Origin of the sequence: Chitinimonas prasina (assembly GCF_030160395.1) — a bacterium.
Classification (GTDB): domain Bacteria; phylum Pseudomonadota; class Gammaproteobacteria; order Burkholderiales; family Chitinimonadaceae; genus Chitinimonas; species Chitinimonas prasina.
In genome coordinates this window covers 154,964-169,337 of the sequence record NZ_BSOG01000007.1, presented here as the reverse complement: position 1 = coordinate 169,337, position 14,374 = coordinate 154,964, and the positions used below count along the sequence as shown (strand labels likewise).

The 14,374-nt window shown below is 63.0% G+C and carries 12 protein-coding genes; 6 read left to right on the top strand and 6 right to left on the bottom strand.

Features of this window, described 5'->3' with window-relative positions:
* Nucleotides 1–3: 3 nt before the first annotated feature.
* The 3 genes from QQK16_RS20180 to QQK16_RS20170 are packed head-to-tail and all read right to left on the bottom strand — an operon-like array spanning nt 4 to nt 3,492.
* Nucleotides 4–2,061 (bottom strand): adenylate/guanylate cyclase domain-containing protein, encoded by a 2,058-nt coding sequence (locus QQK16_RS20180; protein WP_284198294.1) that lies wholly within the window; start codon nt 2,059–2,061, stop codon nt 4–6.
* On the bottom strand, nt 2,040–2,759 hold the full coding sequence (locus QQK16_RS20175; RefSeq protein ID WP_284198293.1) for a hypothetical protein: 720 nt from the start codon (nt 2,757–2,759) through the stop codon (nt 2,040–2,042). The genes QQK16_RS20180 and QQK16_RS20175 overlap by 22 nt, the downstream gene beginning before the upstream one ends.
* 34 nt (nt 2,760–2,793) lie before the next feature.
* Nucleotides 2,794–3,492 carry a Crp/Fnr family transcriptional regulator gene (locus tag QQK16_RS20170; RefSeq protein WP_284198292.1) on the bottom strand — a complete coding sequence of 233 codons (699 nt, stop codon included), beginning with the start codon at nt 3,490–3,492 and terminating at the stop codon, nt 2,794–2,796.
* Nucleotides 3,493–3,658: 166 nt separating this feature from the next.
* Here QQK16_RS20170 and QQK16_RS20165 point away from each other — a divergent pair, with 166 nt between their 5' ends.
* The 6 genes from QQK16_RS20165 (at nt 3,659) to QQK16_RS20140 (ending at nt 9,938) form a co-directional block, all read left to right on the top strand.
* Nucleotides 3,659–4,420 (top strand): hypothetical protein, encoded by a 762-nt coding sequence (locus QQK16_RS20165; protein ID WP_284198291.1) that lies wholly within the window; start codon nt 3,659–3,661, stop codon nt 4,418–4,420.
* 456 nt (nt 4,421–4,876) lie between these two features.
* Nucleotides 4,877–5,152 (top strand): translation initiation factor IF-1, encoded by a 276-nt coding sequence (gene infA, locus QQK16_RS20160; protein ID WP_284198290.1) that lies wholly within the window; start codon nt 4,877–4,879, stop codon nt 5,150–5,152.
* Between the two features lie 255 nt (nt 5,153–5,407).
* Entirely contained in the window at nt 5,408–7,150 is a 1,743-nt protein-coding gene (locus QQK16_RS20155) for an ABC transporter transmembrane domain-containing protein (RefSeq protein ID WP_284198289.1), read from the top strand.
* Nucleotides 7,137–8,894 (top strand): ABC transporter ATP-binding protein, encoded by a 1,758-nt coding sequence (locus QQK16_RS20150; RefSeq protein ID WP_284198288.1) that lies wholly within the window; start codon nt 7,137–7,139, stop codon nt 8,892–8,894. Before QQK16_RS20155 ends, QQK16_RS20150 begins: the two co-directional genes overlap by 14 nt.
* Nucleotide 8,895: 1 nt before the next feature.
* Nucleotides 8,896–9,219 carry a YnfA family protein gene (locus tag QQK16_RS20145; protein WP_284198287.1) on the top strand — a complete coding sequence of 108 codons (324 nt, stop codon included), beginning with the start codon at nt 8,896–8,898 and terminating at the stop codon, nt 9,217–9,219.
* Nucleotides 9,216–9,938 (top strand): pseudouridine synthase, encoded by a 723-nt coding sequence (locus QQK16_RS20140; protein ID WP_284198286.1) that lies wholly within the window; start codon nt 9,216–9,218, stop codon nt 9,936–9,938. Before QQK16_RS20145 ends, QQK16_RS20140 begins: the two co-directional genes overlap by 4 nt.
* 91 nt (nt 9,939–10,029) lie before the next feature.
* On the opposite strand, the gene QQK16_RS20135 is transcribed toward QQK16_RS20140, so the two are convergent.
* From QQK16_RS20135 to QQK16_RS20125, 3 genes are all read right to left on the bottom strand, one after another.
* The gene (locus QQK16_RS20135; RefSeq protein ID WP_284198285.1) at nt 10,030–10,929 is read right to left on the bottom strand and encodes a GNAT family N-acetyltransferase; all 900 of its coding nucleotides are present in this window, start codon (nt 10,927–10,929) and stop codon (nt 10,030–10,032) included.
* 1,009 nt (nt 10,930–11,938) lie between these two features.
* Nucleotides 11,939–12,568 carry a lytic transglycosylase domain-containing protein gene (locus tag QQK16_RS20130; protein WP_284198284.1) on the bottom strand — a complete coding sequence of 210 codons (630 nt, stop codon included), beginning with the start codon at nt 12,566–12,568 and terminating at the stop codon, nt 11,939–11,941.
* A 17-nt stretch (nt 12,569–12,585) separates the two neighbouring features.
* Nucleotides 12,586–14,301: a proline--tRNA ligase gene (locus tag QQK16_RS20125; RefSeq protein ID WP_284198283.1), complete on the bottom strand. Its 1,716-nt coding sequence runs from the start codon at nt 14,299–14,301 to the stop codon at nt 12,586–12,588.
* Nucleotides 14,302–14,374 lie beyond the last annotated feature (73 nt).

Sequence of the window (14,374 nt, the reverse complement as noted above, 5' to 3'; positions counted from 1 at the left end):
CCGCTACTTCTGCTCCAGCAGGTAGCAGGCCTGGTCGGTGTCCCACCAGCCGGCCTGGCGCCAGCGGCGCAGGGTGGCGGCATCCTGGTCGAACTGCGGTGGTGGAGCAGGTTCGCCGCCGGCCTCGAAATCCTGGCGCCAGGCATCCCAGGCGGCTACTGCTGCCAGGTCCACCGCTTCGTCCTGCAGATGCAAGGCCCACGCCGCCAGACACCCCTGCCGCCCCTTCAGTTGCAACTGGGCCAACAGGCGCGGCTGCAGGCCCAGACGACTGGCGGCAGGCAGCATGTCCGCCGTAACGATCAATCTGGCCGAGAAATGCCGGGTCAACGCTTCCAGCCGAGCCACGAGGTTGAGCGGATCGCCGATGATGCCAAACTTGCGTATGCCGCCTTCCGGCCCGATCTCGCCCATGCAGACCTTGCCCCGCGTCAGCGCCACCCCGGCAAACAACCTGGCCGCCAATTGCTCACGCTGCGCCAGCGGCATGCTAGTCGGCAGTCGTTGGGGCAAGGCCTTCAACCATGCCTGTTGCCGATGCAAGAGTGCCACAGCGGCTTGTAGTGCCTGCACACCGTCGCAGTGCCTCTCGCCACCATCCAGGTCTGGCCAGTAGTAGCACACCATATCGCCCATATAGGACTCCAGCCAGGCACCATGCTCAAGCTGCATGCCTGCGGTAACCTGGGTCAGGTAGTCGTTGATGAAATCGAATACGGCCAAGGCGGAGGGCAACTGGCGGGTCAGGCTGGCGTAATCCGCCAGATCGCTCATCAGCACCACGGCCTCCACCTGCTGCCCCTGCTTGGCCAGTGGCGTATCCGCCAGCAGCAGATGGCGCACCTGCGGCGGCAGAAAGCGCGCCAGCACACTGTTCTGGCGAGTGCGCAGGTAAAGATGCCCGGCATGGCAGACACTGCCCGCCACCAGCAGGGCTATCAGCAAGGTTGTCCAGGGCAGCAGGGCATAAGGGTAGGCCAGCGGCGCCATCAACCAGGCCGCCCCACCCAGCGCAAGCGCCAGCAGGCCCAGCCACCGGGCACGCAGATAGCAGCAGGCAGCGATCCAGCCTGCCAGCATCAGCAGTCCCAGCAGCATCAACCACGGCCAGGGCAGCAGCCTGGGGCCATCACCCTGCAGCAAGGTGGCCAGGCCGTCCTCAATCAAGCGGCCACCCGAGCGCAAAGCCACGCTGCCCCCGGGGCCAGTGGGCACCATATGTACGTCTTCCGCTCCTTGCTCATCGGTCAGCTGCAGCACCACATGGCGCCCCTGCACCTGGGGTGACAGCGCTTGCCAGAGCCTGGTTTCGCAAGCAGCCAATTGGCTTAGCGGCAGCGGGGTAATCCTGCCGGCATCGCCAAAGCGCAAGGCCAACAGGCCAGCCGTATTAGGGGACGGCATGGCAAACGCCCCAAGCAAGCTACCGGCATCCGTAGCCATATGGCGTATCAGCCCATCTGCCCCCAGTGGCAGGGTAGGTTGCACCATGCGCACGCCGTCGGCAGCACCAAACAACCAGGCGTGGGGCGGCGGCTGGCGGTCAGACAGCGGGGTGGGCAGTATCAATGCCCGCTGCGCAGCTGCATCCATATCCAGCGGCGCTGTGCGGTTACGGCCGGCCAGTGTCTGGCAGGCCTGCTCCCCCAGCAGGGTGCATATTCGAGGCGGTTCACCTGTCGGCAGACAGGCAACAAAATCCTGGGCGCGACGATTGCGCAGGGCAATCTGGGCATCCAGCACGACCGAGCGCGCGCCCATGGCGACCAGCCGCTCCACCGCCAGCGCCTGCAGGGTCAGAGACTGCTCGCGGGATACCGAGTGCGGGATATCGGCATCAAACACCACCCGCTGCGTCAAGGGCGATGCCTGCCGCTGATTGGCGGCCAGTACCCGGTCATAGAAAACCGTATCCAGCCATCGCCACTCCAACACGAGGCTGGCGCCGGCCGCCAGGGCCGCCAACCATAGCGCGGCCAGCCACCAGCGTGGCCGGCTCAGGGGCAACGCCAGGCATAGCGCCCGGCGCGTTGCCGCGATCACGGCGCTTCGACGCGCCATTGGATGGTGTATTCCGCCTCGCCCGCCAAGGCAGGCTGCTGCAGGGCCAAGCGATGCAGCACGCAGCTCGCCAGCGCGGCATCATTCTCCGCCGTGGCGGCAAAGCCCTGCTTGGCTTGATAACGGAGGACCAGGTTTAGAGGCCATTGCAGGCCCTGCTTTTGCCGGCACAGATCCAATACTGCCACCTGGCCCTGCATCCAGGCGGCAAGCACATCGTCGTCACCGGGTTTGCTGGCCGCGATCGAACGCAGTTGTACGGTGGCGGCCACGCTGGCACGTTGCCGCAAAGGTACGATGGACTCCACCACGCATACCGGCGCCGCCTCCTTGCCGCACCGCAACTGATCACCGCGCCATTCGCAACCGGCCGATGCCAGCCGCGATTGCCAACCCGCTCCGGCCTGCAGGCGCAAGACCAAGGGCCGGTCACTCCAGCCATCGCAGCGCAGCCGAGCTGGCTTGCTGCCCGTAGGTGCCGCAATGCTCAGTGACACAAAGCCATGCGGTGCAATCACCAGCTCGCCCTGCTCCAGGCGCAATCTGTCCTTGCCAGCGCAGGGTGCCTGGTTGTGGTAACGGTCACTGGAGCTGGGGTCGATCACGATGCTGCACGCCATTGCATGACCCAGGCCGGCTGCCGCCCACAGGCCTGCAGCCACCGTTATTGGTACATGGCGCATTCCCCGCCTTTTCATGCCCATCTCTCCTTAGAGCCTGCTTCGCCTGACGCTAGGCCCCGGTCATGCCCAGTCGCTGCAAGTCCTCAGGCTTGAGTATCTGTATGCGCCCGTCTACCACCGCGATCAGGCCAGCCTCATCCCAGCTGCGCAGCAATTTGTTCACACTCTCCCGGGTGGCGCCCACCATGCCGCCCAACTCGCCCTGCGACACCCGCAGTTGCAGATAATGCCTGCCCTGCAGCTCGGTTCCATGGGCAGAGGCCAAGAACAGCAAGGTACGCGACAGACGTGCAGGTACGTCAAGCACAGACAGGTGCTCTACCCGCTCGGTCAAGGTACGGATACGCTGGCACAGGGCCACCATCAGCTTATCGCGCACGGCTGGATGCTGCGCCAGAAAGGCCAGGAAACCCTGCCGGTCTATATAGGCCAGCTCCGCACGACTGCTGCATATCACCGTGGCGCTGCGGCACTTCCCGTCCAGCAGGGCAATTTCGCCAAATGTAGTACCGGCATCCAGCAGCGACAAGACGGTCTCCTGCCCTTCCTCATTGCTGGCCACCACCTTGAGTACGCCGCGCAGCACGGCATAGAAGCGATCCCCAGCATCGCCTTGCAGGAACACGGCATCCCGCGCCCTGACCTCCATCAGCGACATGCGTGCTACCAGTGCGTCCAATTCCTCGTCGTGCAAGTCGGCAAACAGGGTGTTGCGCGCCAACATTTCGCGCAGCGAGATCGGTTGCACTATTTATTCCATCCAGACGGTTCGGGTACCATCATCTTAACGCCAACGGCACCTTGGCGGACCACGGCCTGCAACCGCGCAGGCCGGCAAGGCACCCAGGGTCACCATCGCCTGGGCGCCAGCGCAAGGCGGCAGTCCCTCCCCATCGGTATCCATCAGGTTCTACATGCCACGTCCTACCCCATTCAGCTGCTCGCTGCCCACTCTCACCATCCTGCTGCTGGCTCTGCCAGCCCAGGCCGAGGAAGCCACCTGGTCCATCAGCACCGGCATCCGGCTCTGGTCCAATGAGTGGGAAGCCAACAGCTTCCCCTACGCCAGTTACCTGCCAGGCAATGGCAGCCAGCCACAACGGCAGGTGGTAGCCAAGATGCGCTCCGATGCGGAGATCGTGCCGATACCGACACTGTCGCTCCGTTACGGCAACTGGATACTGAATGGATCGGCCGCCATGGAGCGTGAGTTCCGCTTCAATGACAACCTGAGTACCCTCTATGCCTCACGCCGGGAACAGGACATCAACCTGGGCTATTTTTTCGCCCCCCAGTTCAATGTCGGCGTGGGTTACAAGCGCCTGCTGTGGGATGCGGTACAGATAGATGGCCCCACCCTGTCTGTCAGCGGCGCCGCGCCACTGGACACCCACCTGGCCCTCTACGGCGGCGCCGCCATAGGCGCGCTGAAGACCCATACCAGCAGCCTGCCTGGCTCGCTCAGCACCCGCTACTTTGTCAGCGAGGTGGGGCTGACCTACAACCTGGCGGGCATCAGCCCCGGGCTCTCCAGCGTCTCCGGCCTGTTCGGCTACCGCATGCAGAAGCTGACGGTACACCGCTTTCCCTTGGCCGATAGCGCGGGCGGCCGCTACACCAGCAGCATTTCAGACTTTACTTCCGGCCCGGTTGCCGGCCTGAACCTGCGATTCTGACTGACCTGCCAGGCTAGCCTGTACGCTCGGCACGCGCCTTCTCCGCCGCATTCTGCAGGCTTGCCGACATGCCGTTCAGCCAGCAGCTACGGCCCTTGCCGTATAAACCTGTATAGTGTCGGACTGTGCTCCGTTTGGGCAGTGTTGCGCCGTACGCCGCAACGCCGCGCTGTGCCGCGCACACGGGCTGATTTAGTCCGCTTTACAGGGTCCATCCAGCAATCTCGGTTTCTACGCGAGGCGAGGCGCGAATGACTATTTTCAATGCTGCATAGGCTAGATATGCGCGGAAATGGTTTTCACGAGTAACGCCGCCTTGGAACGAAATGGTCGTCACCGCCAGGTGCCCGCCCATCTCGGCCTACTCCTTGAGGGTACGACGAATCGAGGCTGCCGGAGTGCCCTACAGTACCCTATCCCCCACCGAGGCGGCTTGCCTCGGCACTGGAGTAATGCATGGCCAAGGAAGAACTGATTGAAATGGAAGGTACGGTATCGGAAGTCCTGCCGGATACCCGCTTTCGCGTGAAACTGGAAAACGGCATGGAGCTGATCGCCTACGTTTCGGGCAAGATGCGCATGCACCGCATCCGCATCCTCGAAGGCGACAAGGTGACCGTGGAACTGTCGCCCTACGACCTGACCAAGGCCCGCGTCAGCTTCCGCCACAAGGATGAGCGCGCAGGTGGCGGCGGTGGTCAACGCCGTCCTGGCCAGTTCAACCGGCGCTAAACCGCCAGGTAGCTGGTCACGCCAACGGCACCCCCAGGGGTGCCGTTGTGCTTTTGGCAGGCGTCCGGCCAAAACCCTCTCCAGGTGCCAGCAACCACGCACCACCATGCCGTGGCCGACCAGGATGCTCACAAGACACCCCGCTGGGTGCGCCTAATAGACAACCGCCAGCATTTTGTCGCAACCGTGCATGCCTTCTCGCGCCAGCCCCGTTAGAATCGACCACCCTTCCCGAGCCATCACGGTATTCCCGGCATGCCATTATCGCGGCTGATCGCCCAGTTTATACGCCAGCATTGGCGCCCCTATGTGCTGTCGGCCCTGATGCTAATGGGCGTAGGCGTACTGACCGTCTTTATCCCCCGCCAAGTGGGCGCGATCGTTGACGGCCTGGTAGCCGGCCAATTGCATGGCAATGCCTTGCTCTGGCAATTGGGCAGCCTGTTGCTGGCCGGCATGGGCATCTACTTTCTGCGGGTAGGCTGGCGCTTGCAGCTGTTTGCCGCCAGCTACCAGTTGGGTGTGCAACTGCGCACCCAGCTCTACCAACGGCTTAGCCTGCAGGGCCCCAGCTTCTACCAGCAACAGCGTACCGGCGATCTGATGGCCCTGGCGACCAACGATGTCGATGCGGTCGAAATGGCGGCCGGCGAAGCCATGCTGGCTGGATTTGACGGCACGCTCACCCTGCTGATGGTGCTGGCCATGATGACCCTAGGCGTGGACTGGCACCTGGCCGCTGCCGCTCTGGCGCCCTTCCCGCTGATGGCTTTGGCTTTCTGGTATATCTCCAACCAGATACATCGCGCCAGCCATGACTCGCTTACCCGCTTCTCCGACCTGAACGACCACGTACAGGAAACCCTGGCTGGGGTGCGGACCTTGCGCGCCCTGGGGCTGGAGGCACGTAGTGCACAGCAGTTCAGCGAGCTGGCCGAGCACGCCGCCGAGGCCAGCCTGCGGGCGCAGCGCTGGGAGGCTGCCTATGAGCCCGCCGTGGGCCTGACCCTGGTTGCCGCCGTTGGGCTGACGCTGGGCGTTGGCGGTTATCTGGTCTGGCAAGGCGAGCTGACCGTGGGCCTGCTGACTGCCTTCAGCATGTATCTGGGCCAGCTTATCTGGCCCATGTTTGCCGCCGGCTGGGTCATGTCGCTGATAGAACGCGGCCGAGCAGCCTGGAGCAGGCTGCAACCGATACTGGATGCCCCGCTTACCATCACCGACACAGGCAAGGTGACCAAGGTCGAGCCAGGCCCGCTGCGGCTCGATGGCGTGCAATTGCGTTACCCGGGCCAGCAGGCCGAAGCGCTCAGCGACATCAGCTTCTGCCTGCTGCCCGGCCAGACCCTGGGCCTGGTCGGCCCCACCGGTGCGGGCAAATCCAGCATCGTGCGACTGATACTGCGCCAGTACGCCCAGCACAGCGGCAGCTTGTTCTGGGGCGGCCATGCCCTCGCCGACTACCAGCTGGAAGCCCTGCATGGCGCCATAGCCTGGGTGCCGCAGGAACCCTTCCTGTTCTCTGCCAGCGTGGCCGACAACATCGCCCTGGCCAAGCCTGATGCCAGCCGCGCCGAGATCGAGCAGGTTGCCCGGCTGGCCTCGGTGCACGAAGACATACTGCGCTTTCCACAGGGCTATGACACCCCAGTGGGCGAGCGTGGCGTCACCCTCTCGGGGGGCCAGCGCCAGCGTGTGGCTATCGCTCGCGCCCTGCTGGCCGATGCCCCGCTGCTGCTGCTGGATGATGCGCTGTCTGCCGTCGATACCCAGACCGAAACCGATATCCTGGGCCACTTGCGCGACCAGCGCCTGAACCGCACCGTCATCATTGTCAGCCACCGGCTCAGTGCCGTGATGGATGCCGACCAGATACTGGTGCTCAAGCACGGCCGGATTACCGAAACCGGCCACCACGCCGACCTGTTGCTGCAGGATGGCTGGTACGCCAGCCAATGGCGCTATCAGCAACTGGAGGCCAGTCTTGACGCCCTCTAACCCGCTCTCCGCCGCCAATACCCGGCAGGCCATTGCCTTGCTGCGGCAGGCCGCAGCACCCGAACACCACAACCTATGGTGGGGCTGCTTCTGGCTGATTGTTGCAGCCGGCCTGGAAGCCCTGGGGCCACTGTTGGGTAAATATTTCATCGACCAGTACCTGCTGCCCAGGGTGCTGGACTGGCCGGCCATTAGCGGCTTGCTGATAGGTATTCTGCTGACCGGCTGGGTAGCCAGCGTGCTGCGCTACCTGCAGCTCACCCGGCTGGCTGGCGTGGCCATGCGCTCGGTAAAACGGCTGCGCGAGCAGGTCTACGGCCATGTGCTGCGGCTACCCATGGCCTTTTTCGACAAGGCTATCACCGGTCAGTTGGTCAGCCGCGTCACCAACGACACCGAGCAAGTCAAGAACCTCTACGTGCAGGTGCTGTTCGTCATGCTGGACAGCAGCATCGTGGTGCTGGGTGCGCTCGTTGCCATGGCCTGGCTGGATTGGCGCCTGATGCTGATCGTCATCGTGCTGCTGCCGGCCGTAGTCATCATCGTCTGGTTCTACCAGCGCTTCAGCGCACCGGCTGTCAGCCGCGCCCGCGAGCTGCGCAGCGATATCAATGCCCAGGTAGCAGAGAGCATTGCCGGCATGGCAGTCCTGCAGGCCAGCAATGCCGAAAGCCGTTTTGGCCTGCGCTTTGGCGATACCAATCGGCAGCATTTCCGCGCCCGCATGGCTGAGCTGCGTGCCAATGCCTGGCTGCTGCGGCCCATGCTGGACCTGCTCAACGTGATCCTGCTGGTGGTGGTGATCCATAGCTTCAGCCAGCGGGCGCTGGGCGGGCTGGAGGTAGGTATCCTGTATGCCTTTGTCAGCTATATCGGTCGGGTGGTGGATCCGCTGATCCAGATTACCTTGCAGTTCAGCCAGCTGCAGCAAGCGGTAGTAGCCGCCTCCAGGGTCAACACCCTGCTACAGGAGCACAAGCCGATGCCCCAGGGCGGGCACGCCCGCATCAGCCACGGCGAGGTGAACATCAGCGGACTGGGCTTCGGCTACAGTAGCGACAACCCGGTGATACACGATCTCAACCTGCACATAGAGGCAGGCCAATTTGTCGGTATCGTCGGCCACACCGGCAGCGGCAAATCCACCTTGCTCTCGCTGCTGCTGCGCTTTTACACCCAGCAACAGGGCTTGATCGCCATAGACGGTATCGAGCTGCAGCAATTCAGCGACGATGACTTCCGCGCGGACGTGGGGCTGGTGCCGCAAGACCCCTTCTTGCTGGCCGCCAGTGCACGCGAGAACATCGCCATGGGCAGGCCGCTCAGCAGCGCAGAAATCGAAACCGCCGCCCGTGCCGCCCGTTGCCACGACTTTATCCTGGCCCTGGAGCAAGGCTACGACACTCCCCTGGGTGAAGGCGGCGCCCGCCTATCCACCGGGCAGAAGCAGTTGATTGCCATTGCCAGGGCACTTGCAGGCAAACCCCGCATATTGTTCCTGGATGAAGCCACCGCCCATATCGACAGCGAAACCGAACAGGTGGTGCAACAAGCCTTGACCGAGCTGCGTGGCAGGGTCACTGTCATTGCCATCGCCCACCGGCTTTCCACCATACGCGACGCGGACACCATCGTGGTGCTGAATCATGGCCGCATTGCCGAGCAAGGCCAGCACGAGACGCTGATGGCCCATGAAGGCGGCATCTACCAACGGCTCTACCTGCTGCAGCAGTTGGGCGACTAGCATGCTGCAGACCTTGGGCCTCTACCTGCTCACCGCAATAGCCGAGATACTGGGCTGCTTTCTGCCCATGCTGTGGCTGCACAAGCGCGGCCCAGCCTGGCTGCTGTTGCCGGCAGCGGCGTGCCTGGCCCTGTTCGTCTGGCTGCTTAGCCTGCACCCGGCCGCCAGCGGCCGCGTCTATGCTGCCTACGGCGGGGTTTACGTGGCGACTGCACTAGCCTGGCTATGGCTGGTCGATGGCCTGCGCCCCACCGCTTGGGATTGGGCTGGCGTCGGCCTGGTACTGGCCGGCGCCACCGTCATCATCCTGGCCCCGCGCACATGAACTACCACCATCCTATTCTCTATCGCGACGAGCGCCTGGTCGCCATCCACAAACCCTCGGGCCTGCTGGTACACCGCAGCGAGATAGACCGGCACGAGACCCGCTTTGCCCTGCAGGAGGTGCGCGATCAGCTGGGCCAGCGCGTACATGCCATACACCGGCTGGACAAAGGCACCTCGGGCATCTTGCTGTTTGGTCTGGATGCCGACGCCGCCCGCGCGGTATCGCAACAGTTCGAAGCAGGTACCGTGGAGAAGCGCTATCTGGCCGTCGTCCGTGGCTGGCCAGATGATGCCGGCGAAATCAACCACCCGCTCAGCCGCCAGTACGACAGCTACGAGCGCATGCCCGACCAGTTGGCACCACCGCAGGAAGCCATCACGCGCTACCGCCGGCTGGCCACGGCCGAGCTGCCCCATAGTGTCGATCGCTATCCGCAAAGCCGCTATGCGCTGCTGGAACTGGACCCACTGACCGGCCGCAAGCACCAGTTACGCCGACATCTCAAGCATCTGTCCCACCCCATCATCGGCGATGCCACCTATGGCAAGGGCAAGCACAATCGCCTGTTCACCGAACTCTATGGCAATACGCGATTGCTGCTCGCCTGCACCCGGCTGGCCTTCAGCCACCCGGATGGCGGTGCGCGCATCATTGTGGACGCCCCGCTGGCGGAGGATTTTTCCGCTGTCTGCAGGGCGCTGGGCTGGACTGCCTGATTTTTAGGCAGCGGCAATTCCCTCCAAGCGCTCAAGCACTTGGCCTACTTTCCCACAGGCCACACACAGGCTTGTCCCTGCCCTGTGTGGGTCAAATTGCGACGGGGCGACGCAGATAGCAGGTGGTGCCGTATTGCTCGAAGCCATGGGCCAAGTACAACCTTAGTGCAGTTGTGTTGGCCGTAGATACGGTCAACTCCACCGTCTGCGCCCCCTGCTCGGCCATACGCTGCAAGGCCCAGCGCAGCAAATGCCGGCCCAAGCCCTCCCCCTGCCTAGAAGGGTGCACCAGCAGGCTGTTGAGATAGACCAGGCTGTCGCTGTCCGCCTCCCACTGCACCAGCCCCTGTGGCCGGCCATCGATCTCGACAAAGCCCAGCGAGCAGCCCGGCAGGCTGGCCCGGTGCGCCAAATCTGCTACCGTAGCCGGCGTCACAGGCGGTAGGTGGCCGGCATAAGCGGCGTTCGATAGGGCACACCAGGCTGCCATATCGTCGGCATCTCCCCGGCGCAAGGGGCGTATGGCAACGTCCGGCGCCGGTGGATAGTCAACGGGCAGGGCACGCCGCAACTCGGCCTCCTCTGCCAGCACCGCAAAACCCTGCTGCTGCGCAAAGGCCAACCCAGCCAACCAACGGGCCGGCAAGGCGCACTCCAGGGGCATGCGCTCTCCATCCATCGCCAACAGCCCCGCCATGATGGCCCGGGCTACGCCACGCCGCCGAAAGGCCGGATGCACCATGATGCGGCCATAGCGCAACATCCCCTGCGCGCCCTCCTCCAGGCCGCTATAGGCCATGCCGGCGACTTGCCCATCCAACTCCACCACCAGGAAGTCCCTGCCAGCCAGGCGGCCCGGATCGCGGGCAAAATGCTGCCAGCGGGCCATGCTCAGTACATTGACGTCAGCATCCACTGCGGCGCAGGCCGCAAACAGCGCCACGATACCCGCATCGTGCAGGTCGGCTTGGTAGGCAATCACGGGAATCATGGCGCGGGAGCCTAGCATAGGTGTGCAGGCAAGCGCACGCACACCCAGCCTAACTGCCTGCTTTTTAAGCAGCACCAAAAACCCCTGCGGGGTCAGCCACTTGCCCAACTTGTCCACAGTTGCCACACAGGCTTGTCCCGCCGTACTGTGGAAACAACCCGTCCTATCACCAGCCCGCGTGCCGCAGTACTGCTGGCAGTCGCGGTTTGCACCAGAGCCCATGCAATGGCTAGGACAAGCCACGCCTGCCTGTTTTTTAGGCAGCTCCATAAAGCCTTCTGCCTTCAGTCACTTAGCCTATTTGCCCACAGGCCACACACAGGCTTGTCCCGCGCCGGTGTGGAAACACTGGGGTTTTACCCCCAGCGCACAAGCTGCAGCCCTGCTGGCAGGCTGTTTTTACCCATTTATGGCTCGGCAGGCAGCCAAATGCGCTGTTTGCCTGTTTATTAGGCACACCTGGAAAGCATCTTTTCCTCAGTGACTTACCGCGCTTGCCCACAGGCCACACACAGGCTTGTCCCGCGCCTGTGTGGAAACACCGGGGCTAACCCCCAGGACACCGGCCGCAGCCCTGCTGGCGGGCGGTTATTGCCCGCTTATGGCTCGCCAGGCAGCCAACTACGCCACTTGCTTGTTTTTTAGGCACGCTGGGAAAAACGCCTGCCCTCAGTGACTTACCATGCTTGCCCACAGGCCGTGCACAGGCTTGTCCCGGCTGGATGTGGAGCAATGGAAAAGCGCACAAACGCGCTACATGCCTATGGAAGCTGCCGCCTCCCGAACTGCATCCACATCCACCGCGACGACCTTCTCGCCCTTATGCATGAGATGGTGCGGGAATGCATCGCCGTAACAGGCAAGCCCGGCAGGCAAAAAACGGCAAGATAACGGCGCATGGCGACACGCCGACCTGGACCTTGATTCCATGCCGCACAAGCGGCGTCCGGGCCGGGCAACGCTGCACGATCTGGGCCAAAAACAAAACCCCGCCATGGCGGGGTTTTATTTACTTGTTGGTCGGGTAGGACACCGTCTGCACCCTGACCTGGCCTGGCTGCCAATCCCAGTGGGTGCGCCAGGCCGCCAGGACGGCATTGGGGTATTCCGGCCTGCCGGTACTACCGTTGTAACGCCCCAGGGCACGGTAAAGATCGCCCTTCTCGACATTCAGGTAGTGCCGCATGATGGTGCAGCCAAAGCGCAGGTTGGTGTACATGTCGAACAGGTTGTGATCGCCCTTGCCGATAGCGCGTTGCCAGAACGGCATCACCTGCATCAGGCCACGCGCGCCCACCGACGAGATGGCATAACGGCGAAAGCCACTCTCGACATGGATCAAGCCCATCACCATCTGCGGATCCAGCCCGGCGCGGGTGGCTTCGTAGTGGATGGCCGTCAACAGCTTCTCGCGCATGAAGTCATCGGGGATGCGCTTTTTCAGCCGAGCCGACATCTCGATCATCCAGGCCTGTCCCTCATTGGGGTTGGCAAACACCAGCCGTGGCGAGGCGCTGTCGTTGATGGACCGCTGCATGGCAGTGGCCACCGAGAACGACAGGTCTTCTTCCCGCTGGGCGCCGGCCAGGGCCGGCAGCGTCGCAAAAAGCAATGTAGAGACGAGTACTGAACGCAACATACTACGAACCATAATCCTTACTTTGAAAGCTTGCCAAGCAGGAAGCCTGTGACATCGGCCTGTGCTACCAGTTCCGTGGTACCAGCCTGGCGCGACACGTACTCCACCTTGCCATCCGCCAGCGACTTGTCGCCAATAGTGATGCGGTGGGGGATGCCTATCAGTTCCATATCGGCAAACATCACGCCAGGACGTTCGTTGCGATCGTCCATCAGGACTTCCACGCCACGGCCTGCCAGCTCGGCGTACAGCGCATCTGCTGCCGCCTTGACGGCCTCGGAACGCTGGTAGCCCACCGGCACGATGACCACAGCGAACGGCGCCATGGTGGTGCTGAAGCGTATGCCCTTGTCGTCGTAGCTCTGCTCGATGGCGGCTCCGACGATACGGGACACGCCTATGCCATAGCAGCCCATTTCCATGGGCTTGAGCTGGCCTTCGCTATCGAGGTAGTTGCAGCCCAGGGCGGTAGAGTATTTGGTGCCCAACTGGAAGATATGCCCCACTTCGATGCCACGGCAGATTTCCAGCACGCCACGGCCATCGGGCGAGGGGTCACCGGCCACCACATTGCGGATATCAGCAACCAGATCTGCTTCCGGCAAATCGCGGCCCCAGTTCACACCGGCGGTGTGGAACTTGGGCTTGTTGGCCCCCACCACAAAGTCGCTCATGGCGGCGACGGTGCGGTCGGCAATCAACTTCACCTTGCTGCGATCAATACCGACTGGCCCCAGGAAACCGGGAGGGCAATTGAAGAAGGCCCGTATCTCTTCCTCGCTGGCAAAACGGAAGTCGGCCAGGCCATCGAGCTTGCCTACCTTCACCTCGTTGAGAGAGTGATCACCGCGAAGCAGCAGGATATGCAACTGTTCATTGGCCATCAGGGCAATGAGCTTGACGGTACGCTGCAGTGGAATGCCCATCAACTCAGCCACGGCTTCGCAGGTGGTCTGCTTGGGCGTATCCACATCGCGCATGTCCTCGCTGGCAGCGGCGCGCGGCGCGGCCGGTGCCATGGCTTCGGCGGCTTCCACATTGGCGGCAAAGTCCGAATCCGGACAGTAGGCCAGGGCGTCCTCACCCGACTCGGCCAGCACATGGAACTCCTGCGAGGCATCGCCACCAATGGCGCCGGAATCGGCCTTCACGGCCCGGAACTGCAGGCCCAGGCGGGTGAATACCTGGGTATAGGCCTGATGCATCTTGCGGTAGCTCTCGGCCATGCCCGCCACATCAGCATCAAACGAGTAGGCATCCTTCATGACAAACTCACGCGCCCGTATCACGCCAAAACGGGGGCGTATCTCGTCGCGGAACTTGGTCTGTACCTGGTAGAAATTCAGCGGCAGCTGCTTGTAGCTCTTGATCTCGGTGCGGGCGATATCGGTAATCACCTCTTCGTGCGTCGGCCCAAAGCAGAAGTCGCGATCATGCCTGTCCTTCATCTTCAGCATCTGAGGGCCGAACACCGCCCAGCGGCCACTCTCCTGCCACAATTCAGCCGGCTGTATGGCCGGCATGGTCAGTTCCAGTGCACCGGCCTTGTTCATCTCCTCGCGCACGATGGCCTCTACCTTGCGCAGTACACGCAGACCCAGTGGCATCCAGGTATAGAGGCCGGAGCCGAGCTTCTTGATCAGCCCGGCACGCAGCATCAGCTTGTGGCTAGGCAGTTCGGCCTCATTGGGGGCTTCTTTGAGGGTAGAGAGGAAGAATTGCGAGGTGCGCATCAGACGGTAGCTCGACGGTAATCGTTTGAAAGAACGCGATTTTACCGTAGGTTCTGCCGAATATTCCGTTTGA

Coding starts and splice junctions, on each gene's coding strand:
- QQK16_RS20165 (WP_284198291.1), top strand. CDS start 3,659: ATGCCACGTCCTACCCCATTCAGCTGCTCGCTGCCCACTCTCACCATC.
- QQK16_RS20135 (WP_284198285.1), bottom strand. CDS start 10,929: ATGATTCCCGTGATTGCCTACCAAGCCGACCTGCACGATGCGGGTATC.
- QQK16_RS20145 (WP_284198287.1), top strand. CDS start 8,896: ATGCTGCAGACCTTGGGCCTCTACCTGCTCACCGCAATAGCCGAGATA.
- QQK16_RS20125 (WP_284198283.1), bottom strand. CDS start 14,301: ATGCGCACCTCGCAATTCTTCCTCTCTACCCTCAAAGAAGCCCCCAAT.
- QQK16_RS20140 (WP_284198286.1), top strand. CDS start 9,216: ATGAACTACCACCATCCTATTCTCTATCGCGACGAGCGCCTGGTCGCC.
- QQK16_RS20155 (WP_284198289.1), top strand. CDS start 5,408: ATGCCATTATCGCGGCTGATCGCCCAGTTTATACGCCAGCATTGGCGC.
- infA (WP_284198290.1), top strand. CDS start 4,877: ATGGCCAAGGAAGAACTGATTGAAATGGAAGGTACGGTATCGGAAGTC.
- QQK16_RS20180 (WP_284198294.1), bottom strand. CDS start 2,061: ATGGCGCGTCGAAGCGCCGTGATCGCGGCAACGCGCCGGGCGCTATGC.
- QQK16_RS20130 (WP_284198284.1), bottom strand. CDS start 12,568: ATGTTGCGTTCAGTACTCGTCTCTACATTGCTTTTTGCGACGCTGCCG.
- QQK16_RS20175 (WP_284198293.1), bottom strand. CDS start 2,759: ATGAAAAGGCGGGGAATGCGCCATGTACCAATAACGGTGGCTGCAGGC.